Here is a 23,274-nt window from a genome sequence, read left to right on the forward strand (position 1 = left end):
TGCTGGCAATGTAGGGGGCCGTGACGCCTGCCGGTAGTGCCCTGGCGACACGCACGATGTTGCCGCGCGGGCACCAATCGACGCGCGGACAGTGCTTGACGATAGCCGACCAGTCGTCTATATTTCGCTCCATACCAGCCGAGCACGACAACCATGCCAAGACCCGCCAACCCCGAGATCCGCGAGCGACTGCTGTCCAAAGGTGGACGTGTGATCCACGAACTGGGCTTCAACGCGTCCGGCGTGCAGGACATCGTGGCGGCTGCGGCGGTCCCGAAGGGCTCCTTCTACAGCTACTTCGACAGCAAGGAAGCCTTCGCGGCCGAAGTTCTCTGTGCGTACTGGGCGTCTATCGAGCGCCGGCACGGGGTGGTGATGTACGACGCCCGGATCAAGCCGCTCGAGCGGATCGAAAAGCTGTTCGAACTGCTGGTGGAAGACCACGCCGCGCAGGCTTTCAAGCTGGGCTGCCTGGTCGGGAACCTGTCTCTCGAACTGTCCAATGCCAGCGCCGAGGTCCGCAAGGCGCTGGAAGGCATCCTCGCCAGCTGGCAGGGGATGCTGGTAGCCTGCATCGAGGAGGCCAAGGTGCGGCAGGAGTTGCGCCAGGACGTCGATGCCGCGCCGCTGGCGGCGGTGGTGATCGAAGCGTGGGAAGGGGCCGTGTTGCGCGCGAAGGTCGAGCGCAACGGTGCGCCTTGTCAGCGCTTCCTGGATGTCACGCTCAAGCGCTTGTTGTCCTGAAATTTTTTTGCGCCTATTAATAGACGACTGGTCGTATATAAAAAGGCGTGCAGTGGTCCATCCCCTTTCTCAACCCTGTAGTAAAGCAAGGAGTGTCGCCATGTCTTCCAATCAGAGTCTCCCGAATCGCGTGTCACGCCGTAACCTGCTGCTCGGCAGCGCCGCCGCAGCCTCCGCGCTGGTGGCCACCAGCCTTCCCGGCGGCGCCGAAGCCGCACAGGCTGCCAAGGGGGCCAGCGCCGCGACAGCGGGCAAGCCGCACGGCAGCTACATCACCGCCCGCGACGGCACGCAGCTCTACTACAAGGATTGGGGATCGGGTCGGCCCGTGGTGTTCAGTCATGGCTGGCCGTTGAGTTCCGATAGCTGGGAGTCGCAGATGCTGCTCGTGGCCAGCTCGGGTTTCCGCGCCGTGGCGCATGATCGCCGTGGCCATGGCCGCTCCAGCCAGCCGTGGCAGGGCAATGACATGGATCACTATGCCGACGATCTCGCCACGGTGATCGAAACCCTCGACCTGCGGGACGCCATCCTGGTGGGCTTCTCCACCGGCGGCGGCGAAGTGGCGCGCTATCTCGGCCGCCACGGCACGCGGCGCGTGTCCAAGGTCGTACTGGTCTCGGCCGTGCCGCCGTTGATGGTCAAGACGCCGGCCAATCCGACCGGCCTGCCGCTGGAGGTCTTCGACGGGCTGCGCGCGGCCCAGCTTGCCAACCGCTCGCAGTTCTACCGCGACGTGCCGTCCGGCCCGTTCTACGGCTTCAACCGACCGGGCGCCAAGCCGTCGCAGGGGCTGATCGACGCCTGGTGGGCGCAAGGGATGCAGGGCGGACACAAGAACACCCTGGACTCGATCAAGGCTTTCTCGGAAACCGATTTCACGGAAGACCTCAAGAAGATCGACGTGCCCACGCTCATCATCCACGGCGACGACGACCAGATCGTGCCGATCGACGCTGCCGGCCGCGCCTCGGCGAAGCTGGTCAAGAACTCCCGGCTGATCGTCTACCCGGGCGCGCCGCACGGGCTGACCGACACCCACAAGGAAAAATTCAACGCCGACCTGCTGGCGTTCCTCCGTAGCTGACCTGCGCAACCCAACTTGAAAGGCCCCCGCCATGTGCAATCACAACCCTGCCTACACTGACCCGGCCGAGCCGGCCCTGCCCAGCGCCAGCCTGACGCTGGACCTTGCGCGCACCGCGCTGGTCGTGATCGACCCGCAAGTCGACTTCATGAGCCCCGAAGGCCGGAGTTGGGGCGTGGTGGGGGAGAGCGTGACCGAGCAGAACCTGGTGCCCAACCTCGTCCGCCTGTTCGCGGCGGCGAAGCAGGCCGGCATCTGCGTCGCCATCTCCCCGCACTATTACTTTCCGCACGACCACAAGTGGAAGGTGCTGGGCCCGGCGGAGATGTTCCAGCATGCCGTGGGCATGTTCGACCGCCCCGGCGCGCTGACGCTGGAAGGCTTCCGCGACTCGGGCGCCGATTTCATGCCCGAGCTGAAGCCTTACATCGAGGACGGCGAGACCATCATCTGCTCGACCCACAAGCTTTATGGGCCGCAGGCCAACGATCTGGTGCTGCAACTGCGCAAGCAGCGGGTGGATCAGGTCATCCTCGCCGGCATGGCGGCCAACCTGTGCGTCGAGTCCCATCTGCGCGACCTCCTCGAACAGGGTTTCGAGGTGGCGGTGGTGCGCGATGCCGTGGCCGGCCCCAAGCTACCCGAGGGCGACGGCTACCATGCGGCGCTGGTCAACTTCCGCTACATCGCCAACGCGCTCTGGGACACCGACGAGACGGTCAGGCGCCTGGCGCCGTAAGCCGCCTGAGGCCGCCGGGTAGTCAGTTCGGAGGCGCCCTACAACACCCTCCCAAACCACCACAGCGACAGCAATCCGGCGCAGCCGGCCAGCAAGGCGCCCAGCGCCGCGAAGAACGCGGTGATCTCCACCTGGTTGCGTTTGTCGAATGCCAGCCTGGCGCTGAGGGCGCGGTACACCTTCCTGAGCTGGCTCGCGTCTTCCAGGCGGAAGTACTCGGCGCCGGTGATGTCGGCCACCTGTTTCAGCACCTGCTCGTCGAGCTTGACCCGGGCTGACCAGCCATCCACCGAGAGCACCACGCCGTCGGTGGTGCCGACCCCCACCGTATAGATGCGGACCCCGTGCGCGGCGGCGAGTTGGGCGGCCTGGGCTACCGCCGGGCCGGCGTTGCTTTCGCCGTCGGAGAACAGGACGATGGCGCCCGAGGCGTAGGCGCCGGGGCGCTTGTCGTCGCCGCCCAGCGCATCGGCGGTCTTCTGCGGGGGGATGTCGTCGTCCATGAGGAGCGCCGCGTCGGTGGTGGCCTCCGGCAGCAGGGTCGTGAGCGCGATCAGCAGGCCGTTGCCCAGCGCCGTGCCGCCTTGCGGTTTCAGGCGGTCGATGGCGCTGGCCACGTCTTCCCGGTTGCGGCTGGGCGCCTGCGCCACCGCCGCCGTGGCGGCCATTGCCACCACGCCCACCTTGACCCCCGAGGGCTGGGCATCCAGCAGCACCTTGGCGGCCTGCTGGGCGGCGCGGATGCGGGTAGGCTTCACGTCCTGCGCGCGCATGCTGCCGGACAGGTCCATCACCAGCATGACGGTTTCGATGCGGGAGGGCAGCATCAGCACGGCCTGCGGGCGGGCGATGGCGAAGATCAGCGCGCTCAGGGCCAGCAGGGCCAGCACGGGCGACACGTGCCGGCGCCAGCCGGCGCCGCCGGTGGGGGTCAGGCCGACGGTGCGCAGCGCGGGATAGTGCACCGCCACACGGCGCCGGCGCGCATCGAGCCAGACATAGGCGGCCCCCAGCACCAGCACGAAGCCGAGCAGCCACAGCATTTCCGGCCACAGGAAACTGAAGAGGGGCAGGCCGCTCATCGCATCGATCATGCTGCCCCCGCGCCGCTCGCGGCCCCTTGCTGCCGATGGCGGCGCTGCCGGGCGAAGTGCAGCAGCGCCAGATCCAGCCGGGCGTAGGTCGACAGGGTCAGGCACTCCACGCCGGCCCGCGCGAAGCCCTGCCGCAGTTCGGCCTCGCGCGCCTCGGCGGCGGCCGCAAAGCGCTTGCGGAAGGCCGGGTCATGGGTGTCGACGAACATCTGCTCGCCGGTTTCGGCATCCTGCAGCACCACCAGCCCGAGGTCCGGCAAGGCGACTTCCAGTGGATCGACCAGCCGCACGGCGACGATTTCGTGGCGCCGGGCCAGCATGGCGAGCGATGCCTGCCAGCCCGGCGCGCTGATGAAGTCTGAGACCACGAACATCACGGAGCGGCGTTTCGCCACGGACCGCGCGCGCTCGAGCAGGTCACGCAGCCGGGTGTCGCCCGGCGATGCGGCGGGCGTGGCCTGCATGCGGTCGAGCAGGTGCAGCAACTGGCGGCGCCCCGCACGCGCCGGTATCACCGACGTGGCGATCTCGCCCGCGCCGCCGTAGAACACCGCGCCCACCCGGTTGCCATAGCGCGTCAGCAGCAGCGCCAGCACGGTGGTGAAGTCGTTCAGCAGGTCGCGCTTGCGCACCGTACCGGAGCCGAAATCGATCGAGCCGCTCAGGTCCAGCAGGAACCAGACCGCCACCTCGCGGTCTTCCTGGAACTCGCGCACATGCGGCGTTTGCAGCCGCGCGGTCACGTTCCAGTCGATGTGGCGCACATCGTCGCCGGGACGGTATTCGCGCAGATCGGCAAGGTCCAGCCCGAAGCCGCGGAACAGGGTGCGGTAGTCGCCCTGGAGCATGCCATCGAGCCGGCGCACCACGGTCCACTCCAGGCGGCGCACCAGCACCTCGGTCTGGCTGGCGCGCGGGCCGCCCAGCGGCGCCTCCGCGGGGGGCGGGACCGGGGGGAGCGGGGCAGCGGCGTCCGGGCCGGCCCGGCGCCTAGCGAGCAGCCGCCCGAACATGGGCTTCCAGCGGCCGCTCTGGCACGGGCAGGGCCTTGAGGATGCGCGCGATCAGCTGATCCGCCGTCATGCCATCGGACATGGCCTCGTAGGAGAGCGCCAGCCGGTGGCGCAGGACATCGGGCACCAGGTCCACCACGTCTTCCGGCACGGCATAGTGCCGGCCGCGCAGGAAGGCCAGCGCGCGGGCGCCTTCGATCAGGCCGATGGTGGCGCGGGGGCTGGCGCCGAAGGACACGTAGCGATCCATGTCGGCCAGACCGTAGTTGCCCGGCTTGCGGGTGGCTGCCACCACGCGCACCGCGTACTGGATCAGTTCCGGGTCGACGTAGACCTTGCGGCAGGCTTCCTGCAGTTCGACCAGATGCTCGGGCGTGGCGATCGCCCCGACGTGGATGCGCGGGCCGGTCACGCGATTGACGATGACGACCTCCTCCTCCTCGCTCGGGTAGCCCACCAGCACCTTCATCATGAAGCGGTCTACCTGCGCCTCCGGCAGCGGGTAGGTGCCCTCGGTCTCGATCGGGTTCTGCGTGGCCATGACCAGGAAGGGCGCCGGCACGCGGTGCGTCTCCCCGGCGATGGTGACCTGCTTCTCCTGCATGACCTCCAGCAGTGCGCTCTGCACCTTGGCCGGCGCGCGGTTGATTTCATCGGCCAGCAGCAGGTTGGTGAACACCGGCCCGCGCACGGTGGAGAACTCGCCGGTGCCCTGGTTGTACATGCGGGTGCCGACCAGGTCCGCGGGCAGCAGGTCGGGCGTGAACTGGATGCGCTTGAAGGTGCCGCGCATGGTGCGGGCGAGGGTGTTGACGGTCAGCGTCTTGGCCAGGCCCGGCACGCCTTCCACCAGCAGGTGCCCGCCGGCCAGCACGGCCACCAGCACCCGCTCCAGGAAGTGGTCCTGCCCCACCACCACGCGCTTCACCTCGTACAGCAGGCGTTCCATCAGGTTGGCGCTGTCTGCAGCGCTGCGGGCTTCGTCGTTCATAGGCCTCCGCGTCTAGAAGGGAGAAGATCCGATGGATGCGCCGGCACTTTCGATGGTGATGGCAAAGCCAATGCCGAGGAAAGTGCCGTCCTTGTTGGGATTGAGGATGGCCGTGACGATGCCCACCACCTCGCCGTTCATGTTGACCAGCGGCCCGCCCGAGTTGCCCGGGTTGGCGGCGGCGTCGAACTGGATCAGCTTGTCCAGTTTCTGCTTGTTGTCCGGCGAGACGAACTGGCGGTCCAGCCCGGACACCACGCCGGCGGAGACGGACGGGCCGATGCCGAACGGAAAGCCCACCGCCACGACTTCGGCACCGGGCGCCAGCTCCCGGCTGGAGCCGAGCGTGGCCGCCGGCAGGTCGTCGGGGATGGATTTGGCCTGGAGGATGGCGATGTCCTTTTCCGGAATCGCCTGGAGGATGGAAGCCTCGGCGATGTGCCCGTCATGGAAGCGGATTTCCACGCGGCTGGCGTCGGCAATGACGTGGTGATTGGTGATGACGATGCCACTTTCGGTCACGACCACGCCGGTACCGATCTGGCGCTCCTCGGTCTTGTGGTCGGGCATGCCTTCCGCGGCGATTTCGTCACGCGGCGGGGCGGGGGTTGGCGTGGGCGAAGGTGCGGAGAACTTTGGCGAGGATTTTGGCGACGGCCTGGTGGGTGCCTTGGCGGATGGCGCCGGCTTGCTGTCAGGCGCCGCCGGTGCCGGCTTCGCCTTGTCTTCCCCTGGCGCGTAGCTGCGGACTTCCACCACTGACTCGCGCACTGCCTCTGCGGCGCGCGCCGTGCGCGACGGCAGGCTTTTGGTTTGCAGCGTATGGAGCACGGCCGAATCGATGTCTGCCTGCGTGGGCGCGCGCGGCGAGGCCGGCTGCATCAGCCAGGCGACGCCCACGCCAGCGATGAACACGAGCGCGACTGCCGCCGAGAGCCATCCGTAGATCGTCACCCGTTTCATTGCTGCTCCCGAGGTCCCGTCCCGCCGTGGAAAATACAGTACCATCGTTCTCACTCACGCGCCAAGGAGCAGGGCATGCAGTTTCTCTGGCCGCAAATGCTCTGGCTGCTGCTGGCGCTTCCGCTGCTGGCCGCCGCCTATCTCTATCTGCTGGCACGGCGGAAGAAGACCGCGCTGCTTTATGCCAGCCTGGCGCTGCCCCGCGCCGCGCTGGGCTCGCGCCAGCGGCTGCGGCGCCATATTCCACCCCTGCTGTTCTTCGGGGCGCTGGCCCTGGCGCTGCTGGCATGCGCGCGCCCCAGCGCCACCATCACCCTGCCATCGGACACCGTCACGCTGGTCCTGTCCATGGACATCTCCCGCAGCATGGAGGCCACCGACGTGGCGCCCACGCGCATCAGCGCCGCGCAGCAGGCGGCGCGGGACCTCATCATCGGGCTGCCGGCCAATGTGCGCCTGGGCATCGTGTCCTTCGCCACCACTGCCACGGTGGTGCTGCCGCCCACCAACAACCGGCAGGACATGCTGGAAGCACTCGAACGCTTCCAGCTCCAGCGCGGCACGGCAACCGGCAGTGGGCTGATCCAGGCACTGGCGGTGCTGTTTCCCGACGATGGCATCGACCTGGAAGACATCCTGTTCAATGGCATGTCGGCCCGCCCCGGGCGCGGCCCACGCTCACTGGACGAGGCCGCGTCGGCCGATGCCGCGCGCAAGCGCGACCAGGAACGGGAGGCGGTGCAGCCGGGCTCGTATCGGCACGGCGCGGTGATCCTGCTGAGTGACGGACGGCGCACCACAGGCCCGGACCCGGCGGAAGCCGCGCGCATGGCGGCCCAGCGGGGCGTGCGTGTCTATACGGTGGGGTTTGGGTCCACGCAGGGCGGCGCGGCGGGGGAATCGAACCTGTCTTATTTCATGCAGCTCGATGAACCGGCGCTGCGCGCGGTGGCGACGATAACGGGCGGGGAGTACTTCCAGGCGGGGTCGGCAGCCGACCTGAGCCAGGTCTATCGCCAGCTCAGTGCCCGCTTTGCGCTGGAACACAAGGAAACCGAGGTGAGCGCGCTGCTGGCGGCGTCGTCGGTGTTGCTGCTGGTGGCGGCGTGCGCCTTGTCGATGCTGTGGTTCCGGCGGTGAGTACCGGCAGCGCCGGCATGCCGAGGCACCCGCAAGGTGCCCCGGCGCCCCGGCGCCTCGGTGCCTCGGGGCTGGATCAGGCGCCGTCCAGGAAGGGGCTGCGCTGGCCGAGCCGCGTGCCCAGTGCGTCAGGCGGCAGGGTAGTGTTGGCCGCCGCGCTCGGGTCCATCGCCGGACTGACGGCCGGGGCGACCGGTGCTGAAGTCGGTGCCGCCATGGGCGCGCCCGCCGTGGGCGGCACGCCGTATTGGACCGACTGGCCCGAGCCTTGCGCGTAGGTGTCGGGTGCAGCAGTCGGCACGCCTGGTTGCGCGCCCTGTTGCGTGCCCTGTTGCGCGCCCACCGTGGACGGCGCGGCCGACTGCATCGGCGGCTGACCCTGTTGCACCGGTGGCGCCGGCTGCACCGGCTGGGCTGGCAGCGTCTGCTGCGCCAGCAGCGGGTAAGACGCGATCATCGCACCAGCCATCAACAGGGATTTCGCCAGATGTTGCTTCATTCGTGTACCTCCTAAAACGCCTACAGGCTTGGGAGTGACCACTGTAGCGTCGAGGCACCTGACATTCTGTTTGATTGTGCAACTGACATTTACGAGCCTTGCACGCCACGCCAAGGCCGGTTAGATACGCGCGCGTACCCCGTTTAGCGGGGCCTACACCCGGAACTCGGCCAGCAGCCGGGCCCGGTCCTGATCCAGCGCCGGCGGGTTCCGCACGCCTGACAGGGCGTCTGCCGTGCCGATCTTGACGGGGTTGCCGGCCACGCGCAGCGCCTTGCCGTTGCCAATGCCGATGTCCAGCAGCATGCCGCGCGCCGCCACGTGCGCGTTCTCGACCAGTTCTGGCACGCCGTTGAGTGGACCATGCGGCACCCCGGCGGCTTCCAGCGCGGCTTCCCACTCCGCCGTGGTGGCATCGGCCAAGCGGGCCTCGAGCGCCTCTTTCAGCGCGGCGTGGTGCTCGTTGCGGGCCGGCACCGTGGCGAAGCGCGGGTCCCGCGCCCATTCCTCTCGCCCCAGCGCCGTGCAGAGTGTCGTGAACAGCGCATCGTTGCCCACGGCGATGACGATGAAGCCGTCCCGGGTGGCGAACATGTCGAACGGGGTGATCGACGGATGCCGCGTGCCCAGCGGCTTCGGCACCCCGCCCGTGGCCGAGTAACGCGCGATGGGGTTCTCCAGCAACGCCACCTGGCAGTCGAGCATCGAGATGTCCACCCGTTCGCCCAGCCCCGTGGCCGCCCGTTTGAGCAGCGCGGACTGGATGCCGATGGTGGCGTACAGCCCCGCGCCGATATCGCCAATCGATACGCCCACGCGTGCCGGGTTGCCGCCGGCCTCGCCGGTCACGCTCATCAGGCCGCCCATGGCCTGCACCACCATGTCGTACGCCGGGCGGTTCCGGTAGGGACCGGTCTGCCCGAAGCCGGAAATCGACGCGAAGACCAGCTTCGGGTAGCGCGCGTGCAGCGCGGCCCAGGTGTAGCCGAGCTTCTCCATCACGCCGGCGCGGAAGTTCTCGATCAGCACGTCGGCTGTCTCCAGCATCTTGTCGAGCACCTTGCGGTCGTCCGGCTGCTTGAGGTCCAGCGCGATCGATTCCTTGTTCCGGTTGATGGAGGCGAAGTAGGCCGACTCGCCATCCACGAACGGGCCCACCTGACGCGAGTCGTCGCCGCCGTCGGGGTGCTCGATCTTGATGACGCGTGCGCCAAGGTCGGCCAGCATCATCGTGCAATAGGGGCCGGACAGCACCCGCGTGAGATCCACCACGGTGAGGCCCGCCAGCGGCAACTGGCCCTGACCCGCCGGGGGCGTGTTGGGGGGGATGGTCGGATTGGTCATTGCATGCTCCATGTCTTTCAATCGATCTTCGCGCCGCTGGAGACCGCCAGGTCCACGCCGATCCGGCCTTCGCGCGCCGCGTATTCCTGGAATTCGGCCACCGAGGCGGAGACGGCCACCTCATCGCCCTGCATCAGGAATTTCTTCTTCAGTTCGGGGTTGGCCATGACCTTGGCGGTGGCCGCGTAGAGCTTGTCGATGATCTCGGGCGGCGTCTTGGCGGGCGCGAACAGGCCGTACCACGCGGAGAGGTCGTAGCCCTTCACGCCGCCCTCGGCGATGGTCGGCAACTGGGGGTTGGCCGGCGAGCGCTGGGCGGACGTCACGGCAATCGGCACGATCTTGCCGGTGTCGATCATCGGCTTGACGGACGGCGCCGTGCCGAAGGTGAGCTGCACATCGCCGGCGGCCACGGCCTGTGCGGACGGCGCGCCGCCCTTGTATGGCACGTGGGTCATCTTCACGCCGGCCAGTTTGGTGAAGTAGACGCCGGCCAGATGGGTGATGACGCCGTTGCCGGAGGACGAATAGTTCAGCGAGCCCGGGTGCGCCTTGGCCTGCGCCACGAGGTCGGCCACGTTGCGGATGCCGGTGTCCTTGTTGACGGCGAGGATCATCGGCGCCGCCACCAGCCGCGTGATGGGGATGAAGTCGGCCGGCTCGTACCTGATGGATTTGTAGAGCACCTTGTCGCCGCCCATCAGGCTGGCCGTGGCGATGTAGAGCGTGTAGCCGTCCGGCGGTGCCTTGGCGACGAACTCGGCGGCGATGGTGGTGCCCGCGCCGGGCCGGTTATCGACGATGACGGGCTGGCCCAGTTCGCGGCTCAGCGCATCGCCATAGAGCCGCGCCGTGTTGTCCGCGCCGCCGCCGGCGGGAAAGCCGATGACAAGGCGGATGGGTTTGGTCGGGTAGGCCGTCTGCGGCGAAGCCTGCGCAGGTACGGCGGTGGCGATGAGGGCCAGCGTGGCCAGGGCGGCCAGGGACTGCGTGGATACGGGGGTCTTTGTCATGGTGGGTGTCTCCTCCGGGTAGCTGTATCGCTACTTGCCGCTGAATACCGGCTGGCGCTTTTCCTTCCACGCCGCCGCGCCTTCCCGGAGATCTGCCGAGGTCTCCGAGCGATGAATGTCCCGCGCCAGCGCGTCGGCATCGAGCGTGCCGCGCGCCAGCGCGTTGAGGTGCTGCTTCATGCCGAGCAGGGCGATGGGCGCCATGCCGGCCAGCTGGGCAGACAGTTGGTCCACCCGCGCGTGGAGCGCCGCCGGCTCGACCATCTCGGTCAGGAAGCCGATGTCCAGCATGGTGGCGGCGTCGATGCGGTCGGTGGTCAGGAACAGGCGCTTGGCGGCGTTCAGGCCGAGCCGCGACACGTAGCGCGCCATGCCGCCGCGATAGAAGTGCAGGCCCAGGCGGGCGGCCGGCATGAACATGTCGCAGCCGGGCACGCCGATGCGGAAGTCGCACGCGAGGCAGAGATCGGTGGCGCCGCCGTAGACGCCGCCGTTGATGGCGGCGATGGTGACCGGGCGGGCGGCCTCGATGACGTCCATGACTTCGCCGAAGTTCAGCGCACCTTCGTCAGACTTGCCGGCCAGCGAGCCGATGTCGTAGCCGCTGCAGAAATACTTGCCGGCGCTGACGAAGCGGAGCACCAGCACGCGCTCCATCTCGTTGACCGCCTCGATATGATTCCGTATGGCGCGTAGATCACCCGGGTTGAGGCGGTTGGCGACCTCGGGGCGGCGCAGCGCGATCGTGGCGACGGCGCCGTCCACAGTGAGCAGAGGCGAGTTATCATCCATTCCGAAATATCTCCCTGGTGTCTTGATATATTCACGAAGCCTACAGATATTTTTTTTCTAGGACAAAAGAGGGTATACCCGTGCAATCACTCCAGGATCGCATCCGAGAAAACGTGGTGTCGGCCATTCAGACCGGCGCGCTGCCCCCGGGGGCACAGATCGACGAGAAGGCGCTGGCCGATGCGTTCGACAGCTCGCGCACGCCGGTGCGCGAGGCGCTGCTGATGCTGGCCGCGCAGGGGCTGGTGACCATCGTGCCGCGCGCCGGCATGTTCGTGCACCGGCCGACCGCCGCCGAACTGGTGGCGATGTTCGAAACCCTGGCCGAGATGGAGGGCGTGGTGGCGCGGCTGGCGACCCAGCGCATCACTGCTGCCGGCAAGAAAGTGCTGGCCAATGCGCATGAGGCGGCGGCCGAGCACGTTGAGCGCGGAGATACTGCGGGCTATATCGAAGCCAACCGCAAATTCCACGACGTGCTGTACCAGGCTGCAGCCAATCCGTTCCTGTCGGAGCAGATCGTGCAGCTGCGCCGCCGGCTGGCGATCTACTGGCAGAAGAAGGGCCTCATCAACGACGCCCGCGTACCCAGCTCCCACCGCGAGCACGGGCATGTGGTGGAGGCGGTGCTGGCGGGCAATGCCGACGTCGCCGCCGAGGCCATGCGGACCCATATCTCGGCGGGCGGCAAGGCCATCGCCGATCTCGTGTTGCTGGCCAGCGCGGGGGTGGAGTAGGGCGCGCAGTGCAATCCGCGCCGTGCAATCCACGCCGTGCAATCCACGCCGTGCAATCCAGATAGCCAGTCCGCCCTATGGTAGAAATGCCACACAAGTTCTGGTAACTCTCCCGGGTCCGGCGCATGCCTGCGCCGCAAGACATCTCACCCATACCCAGGAGTTTTCCGATGCGAGGCTTGTTCGTCGCGATCATCGCGGCCTGCGTTTCGGTCGTCGCCAGCGCGGAGATCGTGTGGCCGCCGAATGCCGGTGGCGGCTTCACCCGCAATGGTCTCTGGCGCAACGTGCAGGCGCGTTGCCTCACGGCCGGCGCGCCGCGCCATGCCGATTGCGCCGTGGTTGACCGCGACCGGGGCCTCGTGCTCTACAAGGACGCCGTCGGCGCCTCTCACTACCTCGTAATTCCCGATCACCCCGTTACGGGCGTGGAAGACCCGCGCGTCTGGACCGGCCCGCGCGCCAACGGCTGGGCCTTCGGGTGGGAAGAACGCCAGATCGTGGCGAGGGCGGTCGGCAAGCCGGTGCCCGATACGCTGATCGGCCTGGCCGTGAATTCCAGGGCCTCCCGGAGCCAGGACCAGCTCCATATCCATCTGGACTGCATCAGCGGCGCCGCTCAGAAGTTTCTGAATCAGAGCGGCATCACGCCGACGTGGGGGGCGTTCACGTTCGCAGGGAAGCGCGTGCTGGCGAAGCGCGTGCCGGCGGACCAGCCGGTGCTGGCCTTCAATCCGTTCGATGAAGTGCGTGGAGACATGGGTACGGCACCGGGCACCGCCATCGCGCCGCAGGACCGGGGCATCTTTCTCGCCTACACCGGCGGCAGCTTTGTCGTAGTGGACGAGCCGGTCGATCTCGCGCCCGGCAACAACGGCCACGCCAGCGACTTCCTGGACCGCCGCTGCAAGCTCGGCCGATAGATCAGGGGCGCTTGGGAAGGGGCTGGCCGGACCTCAGGAGATTCCGAGAAACCCTAGGAAAATCAACGAATTAGCTACACATGACGTAGCGCAAACAGCGCGCTTTGCGCGCTTCCGGCGCCATCGAAACGGAGTACGGTTCTGCCGCAAATCCAAGTCGATGGGGAGGGAAGTGAAAGCAATGGCGCAGCGGACGGAATACCGGGCGGACGATGGCGGTGCCCTGGCGGCGGGGAGGCAGTCTTACTTCCTCGACGTGCCCGGCGCCGAACATGCCGCCGCGCTGTCGGTGGTGTCCTTCACCGCCAAGGAATGGCTTGGCGACACCTACGTCGTCACGGTGCAGTTCACGCACCCGCTGGAACTCCCGCGCGCCGACTATCTCGGCAAGGCCGCCACCTTCCGGATCGACCACGGCAATTCCGTCGATGGCGTCGATGGTGCCGATGGTGCCGATGGTGCCGATGGCGCCGATGGGGCCGAACCCCGCAAGTTTGCCGGCTGCATCACCCGGCTCAGCCGGCTCCAGCGCTCCCGCGACCTGTTCACCTACGAGGCCGTGGTGGAACCGCTCGCTGCGCGGCTGAAGCTCACGCAGGCCAGCCGCATCTACCAGCACCAGACTGCGCCGCAGATCATCGAGGCCATCCTGCGCCGGCACGGCCTGCAGGGGCATCAGTTCACCTTCCGGCTGCGCCGCAAGTATCCGCAGCATGCGTTCCGCTTCCAGTACCAGATGTCCGACTGGGCCTACATCCGCCTGCTGATGGAGCAGGAGGGGCTGTACAGCTACTTCGTGCCCGGCAAGTTTGGCGAGATGCTGGTGTTCGGGGACGACATCGACCACTACCTCTACCAGCCGGAACTGCGCGTGCCGTACCGGGAGACCGCCGGGCTGGAGGCGGGCGTGGAGGCGGTGCTCGCGCTGCAATCCCATGCGCAGACCGTGGCGGCGTCATTTCGCGTGGCGGACTACCACCCGGGCAGTGCGTGGGAGCGCTTCACGGGTGAGGCGAATGTCGCGCGCAAGGAGGCCACAACCTACGGGGAGTCCTATGTCTTCGGCACCCATCACCTGGACTTCGCGGGCGGCAAGTGGGAGGCGCAGCTGCGCCATGAAGCGGCAATGGCCGGCCAACTGGTGTTCTCGGGCGAGAGCAACGTGCTGGACCTGCGCCCGGCGCGCATCCTGCGCATGGACCTGGCGCTGGCCGAGGCACCGAACGGGCAGGTCATCACCGAGGTCATCCACACCGGCGCGCGCGATGCCGCCTATCGCAACACCTTCAAGGCCATCCCTTCGGACCGGCGCTTCCGGCTGCCGCTGGCCGAAGACCGATGGCCGAGGATCCAGGGCACGCTGTCTGCCCGCGTGACCTCGCCGGGCCAGTACAAGTACGCCTACCTGACGCAGCAGGGGCACTACACGGTCCGCTTCGACCTCGATTTCGACACCTGGCCGAATGGCGGCGAAAGCGTGCCGCTGGCGCTGGCCAAGCCGTTCGCGGGGGCGAGGCAGACCGGCTTCCACTTCCCGCTCGTCGATGGCACTTACGTGGACGTGGCCTTCCGCGACGGCAATCCGAACAAGCCGTACATCGCCCACGTGCAGCACAACAGCCAGCACGAAGACCTGATCACGAACCGGGACCGCTGGCTGTCGCGCAACGTGATCCGCACCCAGAGCAACAACAAGCTGCGCTTCGAGGACTGGGAGGGGCAGGAGGGCGTCAAGCTCTCCACCGACTTTGCGCGCAAGTCGCAGCTGAACCTCGGCTATCTGGTCGACGACAAGCGGCAGAAGCGTGGCGAGGGCTTCGAGCTGCGCACGTCCGGATGGGGCGCCGTCCGGGGCGGCAAGGGCCTGTTCCTGTCGGCCGATGACCAGCCCGCCGCGAGAGGCCCGCAACTCGGCATGGACGCGGCCCGGGGTTTGCTCCAGCAGGCGCTCCAGCAGACCGAGGCGCTGGCCTCCGCCGCGCAGGCCGCGCAGGCGGTGGCGGCGGACTACGGCCGCCAGAAGGCGCTGCTCGACAACACCCTCGACACCCTCAAGCAAGCCGGCCTGCTGGCCAGCGCGCCGGCCGGCATGGCGCTGGCGTCTGGCGGCGACCTGCAACTGAGCGCGAGCCAGAACCTGATCGGCACATCGGGCGGCCACGCGGACTTCAGCGCGCTGAAGCGCTTCACCGTCGCCGCCGGCGAACTGGTGTCGGTCTTCGCGCAGAAGCTCGGCATCAAGCTGTTCGCCGCAAGGGGACCCATCGACATCCAGGCGCAGAGCGACGACATGCGCCTGCTGGCCGACCAGAACGTGACCATCAGCAGCGCCCACGGCAGGGTGGTCATCGAGGCCGAAAAGGAACTGCTGCTGAAGTGCGGCGGCTCCTACCTGCGCCTGTCGCTCACGGGTATCGAGGACGGCACGCGTGGCGACCGGATCATCCGGTCGGCCTCCTACACGCTCGATAGAAAACAGTCGCTCTCGCAGGCGATGAATACGTGGAAGCACACGGAGTTCGACGAAGCGTTCACGGTCCGGTGGCCGTTCGACGACGAACCCGCCAGCCATGAGTCGTATGCCGTGGTCCGCGACGACGGCAGCCGCATTCGCGGCAAGGTGGATGCGGAAGGCAGGACATCGCTGCAGAAGAGCCTGTTCGCCGAGAGCGTGGAACTGCTTTGCCCATTGAAATCCTGAGGACGACAACCTTGTCAGCGAGAGAACGCATTATCCCGCCCGAAATCCAGCCGGACGGCTCGGTCCGCTATCGCTCTGTCATGACGCCGCCGGACGACAGCGTCGCGGTCTGTTATCTGGTGTCACGCCGGATGATCCCGGTGGTATTCGTGCCGGGCGTGATGGGGTCGAATCTGCTTGGCCTCCGGCCCCGCAGGCGGTTCAACGGCAACATTGAATTGACGAAGGAGCCAGTGTGGCTGCTCGACAGCATGGCCGATGCGGCGACCTGGATTCCCGTTGGCGCCGAGTTCCGGAAGATCATGCTGGACCCGGGAACGACTTCCGTCTATGGCGGCGGAAAGCTGCCTGCCGGGACGTCGCTGACAGAAGACGAGATGAGACGCCGTGGCTGGGGAGAGGTCGCCCACATCAGCTACGGCGGGTTTCTGGCCTGGCTGGAGAACGCCCTCAACGACACCCACGATTTCCTGACAGGCGTGCGTTCGCAGTTGATGGAGCCGAGCACCGTGCAACGCGTGGGCGTGGAGCCGCTGACCCGCGCGGAGGTGGCGCTGTCCTACAAGTACCGGTACCCGGTGCATGCCGTCGGCTACAACTGGCTGCAGTCGAACCGCGCATCGGCGGAGCACCTGAAGGCGCGCGTCGAGACGTTCATGGCGTACTACCGGAAGCAGGGATTCATGTGCGACCGGGTGATCCTCGTCACGCATTCCATGGGCGGGCTGGTGTCACGCTGCTACACCGAAGTGCTGGGCGGGCGAGACAGGGTGCTGGGCGTCGTGCATGGCGTCATGCCGGCTACCGGCGCGCCAGCCGCCTACAAGCGCGTCAAGGCGGGAACGGAAAAACCGGCTGGCTGGGCACTGGGCTGCGATGCGGAGGAAATGACTGCGGTCTTCGCACAGTCACCGGGCCCGCTGCAACTGCTGCCGACGCCGGAGTACGGCATGCGTTGGCTGAAGTTCCGGGACGGGGACAAGGTGATCGGCTTGCCGAACACGGATCCGTATGACGAGATCTATATCAAGCGTGGAAAGTGGTGGTGCCTCTGCGATGACAAGTTGATCAATCCGGCGGACAAGAAGAAGGAGACCCTCGAGCGCGACTGGAAGACATATGAGTCGATGGTCAAGGACGACGTCAGGCCGTTTCATCAGGCAATCTCCGGTCGATACCATCCGAACTCGTACGCCTTCTTCGGCGACGATGCCAATCACAAGAGCTGGGGCGAGGTGACATGGCAGCGACGCCATCAGGCAGGCCTCGGGCCCGCAAGAGGCTTGCCGGTCGATGACCCGCTGGAGGGCAAGGTAGTGGCGAACAAGGGCACCGGGGAGATCGCCGTCCACACCCGACGCGGTGAAAACACCGTTCGTACGGTCTTCCAGATCCAACCCGCAGCAGAAAGCGGTGACGGTACGGTCCCGCTCCGCTCGGGTGCCGCGCCAAAAGGAAAGACAAAGGTCTGCCTTGCCTATCGTGGCATCGACCACGAAGGCGCCTTCAAGGCGCTACCCATCCAACTCTTTACGCTTTGGTCGATCGTGAAGATCACCGACGCCGTCAAGCTCACCTCCATGGCGTACAGCAAATGAAGTTCAGCCGTAGATGCTTTACCGCCGGCCTTTGCCTGACGCTTGCAGGCTGCGATTTCTCTCCGAAAATGACCGAGCAAGAACAACAAGCCATCCAGGCACTGACTACCCGGCTCGTCCCGCAATGCGTGGGGCGCTATCTCATCGATATGCCGGCGCAAGTTGAATTGAGCGGCATGGTGAAGATTGAAGGTGCCATCGTCGAGACGATGGCCATGTCGCTGGACGAGTTCCGCAAAGCGATGGCGGCGCGGGAGACCGAACTCACCAAGACGCGGAGTATCGACGCCCATCCGTTCCTGTACGTGAACGCGCCGGCTTGGGATGAGCATTCACGCTACTTCCTGCATCGCGGCTCGATCGGCGACGATCCGGGTAATCGGATACTGGAAGGGTATCGCTGGGAGAACGGTGTCCTGATCAGTATCCGACTTCGCTCGTCGGACTACACAAAGCCAGATCAGACCAGGGATCCGCTCGTACGGCAGATGGCGGTCAAAAACGACGTGCCCCGCGCCGCCACGCAGGTGTTCGAAATGCTCACCAGCTTCCGCGGCCGGCCGGATGGCGCGATACCCACAGAGCCCGGTCTCTGCGTTCCCGGCGGGATTCTCCTGGGCAAGTCGAAGGATGACGAGCAGGTCGACGTCGATTTCAATTTGCCGGCCTATCCCGACGTCTACTTCAACGTATTCACCCATTCCAGCCTTCAGGAGAAGACCTCCTTGCTGTGGCGGGGCGGCCCGATTGCCGCTGCGCAACGCGTGCTCGATGACGGGAAGACGTTACGCAGGGGCACGGTGGATCTGCCCGGTGGCCGGGGCGAGGAGATGGTTATTGCGGGGCCGATGATCGTGACGAACGTGCAGGGGCAGGCGTTCCGGCTGGAGAGCAACGCCACGACCGGCAGCCCGGAGACACCGTTCGTCGCCGTCAAGCTGAGCAACGGCGGCCCCACGGGCCTGGAAGAACCGTTGAAGAAGGCCTCGCTGACGGAGGCGCAGGCACTGGCCCTATGGGACGCCGTGTCCCGCACCCTGCGGCCCAGACCCGGTGCTCTCTGAGAAGCCGGCGATGGTCAACGTCAAACAACAACGGTGATGTCATGGAAGTCACGCAACGCATTATCCCGCCCGAGATTCAGGAAGACGGCTCCGTGCGGTATCGATCCGTCATGTCGAAGGGAAAGACCGAGGCGATTTGCTACCTGGTGTCGCGGCGGGTCATACCGGTGGTGTTCGTGCCGGGGGTGATGGGGTCGAATTTGGCTGATAAGGATGAACAAGACAATCCAGTTTGGCTTCTGGATAGCGTGCTTACCGTGATTGGTTGGATGGATGAGAGTGCGGAAGAACGAAAGACGATTCTAGATCCAAATGAGACGATCGTGTATGGAAAAGGGAAGCTTCCGACTGGAAGCACGCTTTCCACAGAGGAAATGCAGCGGAGAGGCTGGGGCGAAGTCGCATATATGAGCTACGGGGAGTTCCTCGCTTGGCTTGAGGAGGCGCTCAACGATACGCATCAATGGCAGACCGGCATACGTTCGACGTTGCTGGATGAAGTGAAGGCGCGCGAGATCGGCGTGGCAGCGCTCACGCGTGAGGAAGCCGCGTTGTCCTACAAATACCGCTATCCCGTCCATGCCGTGGGGTACAACTGGCTGCAGTCCAACGAAGATTCGGCAAAGCGCCTGGGGGCCAGAGTCAATGCCTTCATGGCCTTCTACCGGAGCAAGGGATTCATGTGCGACCGCGCCATCCTCGTCACGCATTCGATGGGGGGGCTTGTCGGGCGCTACTTCACTGAATCGATGGGCGGCAACGAAGTCATCCTTGGGGTAGTGAATGGGGTCATGCCGGCTACCGGTGCGGCGGTCGCCTACAAGCGCGTGAAAGCCGGTACAGAAGGCTCGGCGGGCACCGTTATCGGTAGGAAGGCTGCAGAAGTGACGGCGGTTTTCGCTCAGGCTCCCGGACCCCTGCAATTGCTGCCGACGCCCGAGTACGGCACGCATTGGTTGAAGATCCGTGATGGCAACCGCATGGTCTCGCTTCCACGATCCGATCCCTATAACGAGATCTACACCGTGCGGGGCAAGTGGTGGGCGCTATGCGATGAAAATCTGATCAATCCGCTTGATAAGTACAAAAAGACCGTCGACAAGGACTGGCAACGGTACGTGCAAACCGTTCAGAAGCTAGTCCGCCCATTCCATCGTGCCATCGCGAACCGATATCACCCGAATACGTATGCGTTCTACGGCGACGATACCGCACACAAGACCTGGGGAGAGGTCACATGGCGGCGGCGGCATGCTGCGCCGCGCTTCGGGCCGCGCGCCATTGACGACCTTGCCGAGGGAACGGTTACGGGTGACACAGGCGTGGGAAGCATCTCGATCCTCACGCGCAGTGCCGGAAACCCATTGCGCGTCGCCTTCGACCTGAACGGCGCGGACGAAGATGGCGACGGCACCGTCCCGCGCCGGTCCGGCGCAGCGCCACGGGAGAAAGCAAAGGTCTGCCTGGCTTACCGAGGGATCGAGCATGAAGCCGCGTACAAGGTCTTGCCACTCCAGCTATTCACCGTATGGTCGATCGTCAAGATCACGGATGCCGTGAAACAAACTTCAATGGCCTATCGCAAATGAAACGCTTCTCATCGCTACTTATCGTGATCTTTTCGCTTGCGCTACCGGCTTGTGGGAAGACCCCTCCATTGACGCCTCAGGAACAAAAGACCGTGAATGCCCTGACTTCCAATTTGACCCCGCGTTGTGTGGGACGCCATCTTATCGATTTGCCCGCCGGCGTGACGGTCAAAGGGTCCGCCACTGTGGAAAGCGCACGGCTCGAGACGAAGATCATGCCCCTCGATGCATTCAACGAGGAGATATCCGCGCGCGAAGCGGAACTCAAGGCGGTGAAGAGCATGGATGCGCATCCATTTCTTTATCTCAATGTGCCCGCGTGGGATGAGCACTCCCGCTACTTCATGCACCGGGGTTCGGAACACAGTCACATCGCAATCCGGAAACTCGAAGGCTATCGTTGGGAGAATGGAGTTCGCGTCAAGGTCACGCTGGACGCGTCCGATTTCACCAGCCCCGATCTGGCGGATAACCCGATCGTGCAGCGCATGGAAATCAAGAACAGTGTGCCGCGAAAGGCCAACCATGTCTTTGAACTGCTCACGAATTTTCGCGGCCGGGCCGATGACGAGATTCCAACGGAGCCTGGATTATGTCTCCCTCGCGGATACATCCGCGGCAAGGCGCGCGAGGAGGAACGCACAAAGTCGAGGTTCCGTCTTGCAAGCCATGAGGATCTCGGTTTCACCATTCTGACGGACTCAAGTGTCGTTGAAAGGGACTCGCTTCTGCAGAGGCATCGTCAGATCGAGCAGGCGTTGTCGCAGGTCGAGGGCGGGCGAACGGTTCGTAAAGGAAAGGTCGCATTGACCGGCGTCGACGCAGAAGAATGGCTGTTGGAAGGCCCAAGACCCACCACGGAAGTGCACGGGCACCTCTTTGCGCTGGAGGGGAACGCGCTCGCGGACGATGTACTGACGCCTTTCGTGCGGCTCGAAATGGATACAGCGAATCCGCTTCCGGACTATCGTCCGCTCGGACGCGCATCGCTGACCGACGCCGAGGCCCTCGCGGTCTGGGACGCCATCTCCCGAACCCTGCGGCCCCGGCCGAATGCCTTCTGAGCGCGCCGCGATGATGAAACGATATGTGGTGATCAGCGCGATCCTGGGCGCATCGCTTGCGCTACCGGCTTGTGGGAAGACCCCTCCATTGACGCCTCAGGAACAACAGACGGTGAATGCCCTGACTACCAACCTAATCCCGCGTTGTGTGGGACGCCATCTTATCGATTTGCCCGCCGGCGTGACGGTCAAAGGGTCCGCCACTGTGGAAGACGCACGAATCGAGACGAAGATCATGTCCCTTGATGCATTCAACAAGGAAATCTCCGCGCGGGAAGCGGAACTCAAGGCGGTGAAGAGCATGGATGCGCATCCATTTCTCTATCTCAATCTGCCCGCGTGGGATGAGCACTCCCGCTACTTCATGCACCGGGGTTCGGAACGCAGCCACATCGCAAACCGGATTCTGGAGGGCTATCGTTGGGAGAATGGGGTTCGCGTCAAAGTCACGCTGGAGGCGTCAGATTTCAGCAGCCCCGATCAGGCGGATGACCCGATCGTGCAGCGTATGGAAGTCAAGAACGACGTCCGGCCAAAGGCCAACCATGTCTTTGAACTGCTCACGAATTTTCGCGCTCGCGCCGAGGACGAGATCCCAGCGGAGCCGGGGTTGTGTTTTCCTCGTGGCTTCATCCGCGGCAAGGCGCGCGGCGAGGAACGGTCAAAGTCGAGGTTCCGGCTGGCAAACCATCAGGACGTTCAATTCACCATTCGGACGGATTCGCGTCTCGTTGAAAGGGATACGCTGCTGCAGCGGCATCGGCAGATCGAGGAGGCGTTGTCAAAGACTGATGGCGGACGAACGATCCGAAGAGGAAAGGTCGTCTTGCGCGATGTGGACGCCGAGGAATCGCTGATGATGGGGCCAAGGCCGGTTACGGAAGTGCACGGGCACGTCTTTACGCTCGAAGGAAACGCACGCTCAGATGATGTTCTGGCACCGTTCGTACGACTCAATATGGAGACAGCGAACCCACTCCCAAGCGATGAAAAGCTCGAACGCGCATCGCTGACCGACGCCGAAGCCCTCGCGGTCTGGGACGCCATCTCCCGAACCCTGCGGCCCCGGCCGAATGCCTTCTGAGCGCGCCGCGATGATGAAACGATATGTGGTGATCAGCGCGATCCTGGGCGCATCGCTGGCGCTACCGGCTTGTGGGAAGACCCCTCCATTGGCGCCTCAGGAACAACAGACCGTGAATGCCATGACTTCCAATTTGACCCCGCGTTGTGTGGGACGCCATCTTATCGATTTGCCTGCTGACGCGACGGTCGGGGGCGTCGTCACCTTGCAGGACGCATTGATCGAGACAGAAATCATGTCCATCGACGCATTCAACAAGGAAATATCGGAGCGGGAAACGGAACTCAAGGCGGTAAAGAGCATTGACGCTCACCCATTCCTCTATCTGAATGTACCCGCGTGGGACGAGCATTCCCGCTACTTCATGCACCGGGGCTCGGAATACAGCCACATCGCAAACCGGATTCTGGAAGGCTATCGTTGGGAGAATGGGGTTCGCGTCAAGGTCACGCTGGAGGCGTCAGATTTCAGCAGCCCCGATCAGGCGGATGACCCGATCGTGCAGCGTATGGATGTCAAGAACAGTGTGCCGACAAAGGCCAATCATGTCTTTGAACTGCTCACGAATTTCCGGGGCCGCGGCGAGAACGAGATTCCATCGGAGCCGGGATTGTGCTTGCCGGACGGTCTGATTCTCGGAAAAGCGAAAGAGGACGAACGCGTGACTGCGATGTTCAACGTCGCAAGCCATGAGGACGTCGAATTCACACTTGTGACGGATTCGGATCTCGTTGAAAGGAGTTCGCTATTGCAGAGGCATCGCCAGATCGAGGACGCATTGTCGCAGATCGAGGGGGGGCGAACGGTTCGAAAAGGCAAGGTTGCTTTGGCCGGCGTTGACGCCGAGGAATGGCTGTTGGCAGGCCCGAGACCCACCACGGAAGTGCATGGGCATCTCTTCAGCCTGGAAGGCAACGCGCTTGAGAACGATGTGCTGGCGCCTTTCGTAGGGCTCGATATGGAGACAGCGGTCCCGCTCCCGGACGATCGCGGGCTAGAGCGCGCATCGCTGACGGACGCCGAAGCCCTCGCGGTCTGGGACGCCATCTCCCGAACCCTGCGGCCCCGGCCCAATGGCTTCTGACAGCGGAGGGT

At 65.3% G+C, this 23,274-nt stretch carries 21 protein-coding genes; 13 read left to right on the forward strand and 8 right to left on the reverse strand.

Translation table 11 applies throughout. From position 1 onward, the window contains the following. Window positions 1–153 precede the first annotated feature (153 nt). From KHO18_RS13575 to KHO18_RS13585, 3 genes are all read left to right on the forward strand, one after another. Window positions 154–744, forward strand: coding sequence for a TetR/AcrR family transcriptional regulator (locus tag KHO18_RS13575; RefSeq protein WP_211943363.1), 591 nt, complete (start codon window positions 154–156; stop codon window positions 742–744). A 100-nt stretch (window positions 745–844) separates the two neighbouring features. After that, window positions 845–1,831 (forward strand): alpha/beta fold hydrolase, encoded by a 987-nt coding sequence (locus KHO18_RS13580; RefSeq protein WP_144198467.1) that lies wholly within the window; start codon window positions 845–847, stop codon window positions 1,829–1,831. A gap of 31 nt (window positions 1,832–1,862) precedes the next feature. Further along, window positions 1,863–2,570, forward strand: a complete 708-nt coding sequence (locus tag KHO18_RS13585; RefSeq protein WP_144198464.1) for a cysteine hydrolase family protein — start codon at window positions 1,863–1,865, stop codon at window positions 2,568–2,570. 38 nt (window positions 2,571–2,608) lie between these two features. Here the strand turns inward: KHO18_RS13585 and KHO18_RS13590 are convergent, their stop codons facing one another. The 4 genes from KHO18_RS13590 to KHO18_RS13605 are packed head-to-tail and all read right to left on the reverse strand — an operon-like array spanning window position 2,609 to window position 6,631. Next, window positions 2,609–3,664: a VWA domain-containing protein gene (locus tag KHO18_RS13590; protein ID WP_144198461.1), complete on the reverse strand. Its 1,056-nt coding sequence runs from the start codon at window positions 3,662–3,664 to the stop codon at window positions 2,609–2,611. Continuing rightward, window positions 3,661–4,677 (reverse strand): DUF58 domain-containing protein, encoded by a 1,017-nt coding sequence (locus KHO18_RS13595; RefSeq protein WP_144198458.1) that lies wholly within the window; start codon window positions 4,675–4,677, stop codon window positions 3,661–3,663. Before KHO18_RS13595 ends, KHO18_RS13590 begins: the two co-directional genes overlap by 4 nt. Then, entirely contained in the window at window positions 4,655–5,668 is a 1,014-nt protein-coding gene (locus tag KHO18_RS13600) for an AAA family ATPase (RefSeq protein ID WP_144198456.1), read from the reverse strand. The genes KHO18_RS13595 and KHO18_RS13600 overlap by 23 nt, the downstream gene beginning before the upstream one ends. Before the next feature lie 12 nt (window positions 5,669–5,680). Continuing rightward, complete coding sequence (locus KHO18_RS13605) at window positions 5,681–6,631, reverse strand: S1C family serine protease (protein WP_144198453.1); 951 nt, start codon at window positions 6,629–6,631, stop codon at window positions 5,681–5,683. Window positions 6,632–6,706: 75 nt separating this feature from the next. Between KHO18_RS13605 and KHO18_RS13610 the strand changes: the two genes are divergently transcribed. Next, window positions 6,707–7,771, forward strand: coding sequence for a VWA domain-containing protein (locus KHO18_RS13610; RefSeq protein WP_211943364.1), 1,065 nt, complete (start codon window positions 6,707–6,709; stop codon window positions 7,769–7,771). Between the two features lie 76 nt (window positions 7,772–7,847). Here the strand turns inward: KHO18_RS13610 and KHO18_RS13615 are convergent, their stop codons facing one another. The 4 genes from KHO18_RS13615 to KHO18_RS13630 all read right to left on the reverse strand — a co-directional run bounded on the left by KHO18_RS13615 (window position 7,848) and on the right by KHO18_RS13630 (window position 11,419). Then, on the reverse strand, window positions 7,848–8,270 hold the full coding sequence (locus tag KHO18_RS13615; RefSeq protein ID WP_211943365.1) for a hypothetical protein: 423 nt from the start codon (window positions 8,268–8,270) through the stop codon (window positions 7,848–7,850). Between the two features lie 153 nt (window positions 8,271–8,423). Beyond that, window positions 8,424–9,614: a CaiB/BaiF CoA transferase family protein gene (locus KHO18_RS13620; protein ID WP_144198447.1), complete on the reverse strand. Its 1,191-nt coding sequence runs from the start codon at window positions 9,612–9,614 to the stop codon at window positions 8,424–8,426. A gap of 17 nt (window positions 9,615–9,631) precedes the next feature. Further along, window positions 9,632–10,627 carry a tripartite tricarboxylate transporter substrate binding protein gene (locus tag KHO18_RS13625; RefSeq protein WP_144198445.1) on the reverse strand — a complete coding sequence of 332 codons (996 nt, stop codon included), beginning with the start codon at window positions 10,625–10,627 and terminating at the stop codon, window positions 9,632–9,634. A gap of 30 nt (window positions 10,628–10,657) precedes the next feature. Next, window positions 10,658–11,419: an enoyl-CoA hydratase/isomerase family protein gene (locus KHO18_RS13630; protein WP_211943366.1), complete on the reverse strand. Its 762-nt coding sequence runs from the start codon at window positions 11,417–11,419 to the stop codon at window positions 10,658–10,660. Between the two features lie 80 nt (window positions 11,420–11,499). Here KHO18_RS13630 and KHO18_RS13635 point away from each other — a divergent pair, with 80 nt between their 5' ends. The 9 genes from KHO18_RS13635 to KHO18_RS13675 all read left to right on the forward strand — a co-directional run bounded on the left by KHO18_RS13635 (window position 11,500) and on the right by KHO18_RS13675 (window position 23,263). Continuing rightward, window positions 11,500–12,156, forward strand: a complete 657-nt coding sequence (locus tag KHO18_RS13635; RefSeq protein ID WP_144198441.1) for a GntR family transcriptional regulator — start codon at window positions 11,500–11,502, stop codon at window positions 12,154–12,156. A gap of 170 nt (window positions 12,157–12,326) precedes the next feature. Then, the gene (locus KHO18_RS13640) at window positions 12,327–13,079 is read left to right on the forward strand and encodes a CDP-diacylglycerol diphosphatase (protein WP_211943367.1); all 753 of its coding nucleotides are present in this window, start codon (window positions 12,327–12,329) and stop codon (window positions 13,077–13,079) included. A 181-nt stretch (window positions 13,080–13,260) separates the two neighbouring features. Then, window positions 13,261–15,780, forward strand: coding sequence for a type VI secretion system Vgr family protein (locus KHO18_RS13645; RefSeq protein WP_211943368.1), 2,520 nt, complete (start codon window positions 13,261–13,263; stop codon window positions 15,778–15,780). Next, window positions 15,762–17,378: an esterase/lipase family protein gene (locus tag KHO18_RS13650; protein ID WP_211943369.1), complete on the forward strand. Its 1,617-nt coding sequence runs from the start codon at window positions 15,762–15,764 to the stop codon at window positions 17,376–17,378. Before KHO18_RS13645 ends, KHO18_RS13650 begins: the two co-directional genes overlap by 19 nt. After that, window positions 17,375–18,442 carry a T6SS immunity protein Tli4 family protein gene (locus tag KHO18_RS13655; RefSeq protein ID WP_211943370.1) on the forward strand — a complete coding sequence of 356 codons (1,068 nt, stop codon included), beginning with the start codon at window positions 17,375–17,377 and terminating at the stop codon, window positions 18,440–18,442. The genes KHO18_RS13650 and KHO18_RS13655 overlap by 4 nt, the downstream gene beginning before the upstream one ends. A gap of 41 nt (window positions 18,443–18,483) precedes the next feature. After that, the gene (locus tag KHO18_RS13660; protein ID WP_211943371.1) at window positions 18,484–20,031 is read left to right on the forward strand and encodes a lipase family alpha/beta hydrolase; all 1,548 of its coding nucleotides are present in this window, start codon (window positions 18,484–18,486) and stop codon (window positions 20,029–20,031) included. Between the two features lie 92 nt (window positions 20,032–20,123). After that, window positions 20,124–21,095 carry a T6SS immunity protein Tli4 family protein gene (locus KHO18_RS13665; RefSeq protein ID WP_211943372.1) on the forward strand — a complete coding sequence of 324 codons (972 nt, stop codon included), beginning with the start codon at window positions 20,124–20,126 and terminating at the stop codon, window positions 21,093–21,095. Beyond that, window positions 21,085–22,179 carry a T6SS immunity protein Tli4 family protein gene (locus KHO18_RS13670; RefSeq protein WP_211943373.1) on the forward strand — a complete coding sequence of 365 codons (1,095 nt, stop codon included), beginning with the start codon at window positions 21,085–21,087 and terminating at the stop codon, window positions 22,177–22,179. The genes KHO18_RS13665 and KHO18_RS13670 overlap by 11 nt, the downstream gene beginning before the upstream one ends. A gap of 10 nt (window positions 22,180–22,189) precedes the next feature. After that, window positions 22,190–23,263, forward strand: a complete 1,074-nt coding sequence (locus KHO18_RS13675) for a T6SS immunity protein Tli4 family protein (RefSeq protein ID WP_211943374.1) — start codon at window positions 22,190–22,192, stop codon at window positions 23,261–23,263. Window positions 23,264–23,274: the final 11 nt, after the last annotated feature.

It is taken from the genome of Cupriavidus campinensis, from assembly GCF_905397395.1.
In the GTDB taxonomy this organism is placed as follows: Bacteria; Pseudomonadota; Gammaproteobacteria; order Burkholderiales; family Burkholderiaceae; genus Cupriavidus; species Cupriavidus campinensis.

Excerpts from the sequence above, each read along its gene's own strand:
- KHO18_RS13595 (WP_144198458.1), bottom strand. The coding sequence starts at position 4,677 with ATGTTCGGGCGGCTGCTCGCTAGGCGCCGGGCCGGCCCGGACGCCGCT.
- KHO18_RS13670 (WP_211943373.1), top strand. The coding sequence starts at position 21,085 with ATGCCTTCTGAGCGCGCCGCGATGATGAAACGATATGTGGTGATCAGC.
- KHO18_RS13610 (WP_211943364.1), top strand. The coding sequence starts at position 6,707 with ATGCAGTTTCTCTGGCCGCAAATGCTCTGGCTGCTGCTGGCGCTTCCG.
- KHO18_RS13645 (WP_211943368.1), top strand. The coding sequence starts at position 13,261 with ATGGCGCAGCGGACGGAATACCGGGCGGACGATGGCGGTGCCCTGGCG.
- KHO18_RS13575 (WP_211943363.1), top strand. The coding sequence starts at position 154 with ATGCCAAGACCCGCCAACCCCGAGATCCGCGAGCGACTGCTGTCCAAA.
- KHO18_RS13615 (WP_211943365.1), bottom strand. The coding sequence starts at position 8,270 with ATGAAGCAACATCTGGCGAAATCCCTGTTGATGGCTGGTGCGATGATC.
- KHO18_RS13655 (WP_211943370.1), top strand. The coding sequence starts at position 17,375 with ATGAAGTTCAGCCGTAGATGCTTTACCGCCGGCCTTTGCCTGACGCTT.
- KHO18_RS13660 (WP_211943371.1), top strand. The coding sequence starts at position 18,484 with ATGGAAGTCACGCAACGCATTATCCCGCCCGAGATTCAGGAAGACGGC.
- KHO18_RS13625 (WP_144198445.1), bottom strand. The coding sequence starts at position 10,627 with ATGACAAAGACCCCCGTATCCACGCAGTCCCTGGCCGCCCTGGCCACG.
- KHO18_RS13640 (WP_211943367.1), top strand. The coding sequence starts at position 12,327 with ATGCGAGGCTTGTTCGTCGCGATCATCGCGGCCTGCGTTTCGGTCGTC.
- KHO18_RS13630 (WP_211943366.1), bottom strand. The coding sequence starts at position 11,419 with ATGGATGATAACTCGCCTCTGCTCACTGTGGACGGCGCCGTCGCCACG.
- KHO18_RS13605 (WP_144198453.1), bottom strand. The coding sequence starts at position 6,631 with ATGAAACGGGTGACGATCTACGGATGGCTCTCGGCGGCAGTCGCGCTC.
- KHO18_RS13590 (WP_144198461.1), bottom strand. The coding sequence starts at position 3,664 with ATGATCGATGCGATGAGCGGCCTGCCCCTCTTCAGTTTCCTGTGGCCG.
- KHO18_RS13620 (WP_144198447.1), bottom strand. The coding sequence starts at position 9,614 with ATGACCAATCCGACCATCCCCCCCAACACGCCCCCGGCGGGTCAGGGC.
- KHO18_RS13600 (WP_144198456.1), bottom strand. The coding sequence starts at position 5,668 with ATGAACGACGAAGCCCGCAGCGCTGCAGACAGCGCCAACCTGATGGAA.
- KHO18_RS13580 (WP_144198467.1), top strand. The coding sequence starts at position 845 with ATGTCTTCCAATCAGAGTCTCCCGAATCGCGTGTCACGCCGTAACCTG.
- KHO18_RS13675 (WP_211943374.1), top strand. The coding sequence starts at position 22,190 with ATGATGAAACGATATGTGGTGATCAGCGCGATCCTGGGCGCATCGCTG.
- KHO18_RS13585 (WP_144198464.1), top strand. The coding sequence starts at position 1,863 with ATGTGCAATCACAACCCTGCCTACACTGACCCGGCCGAGCCGGCCCTG.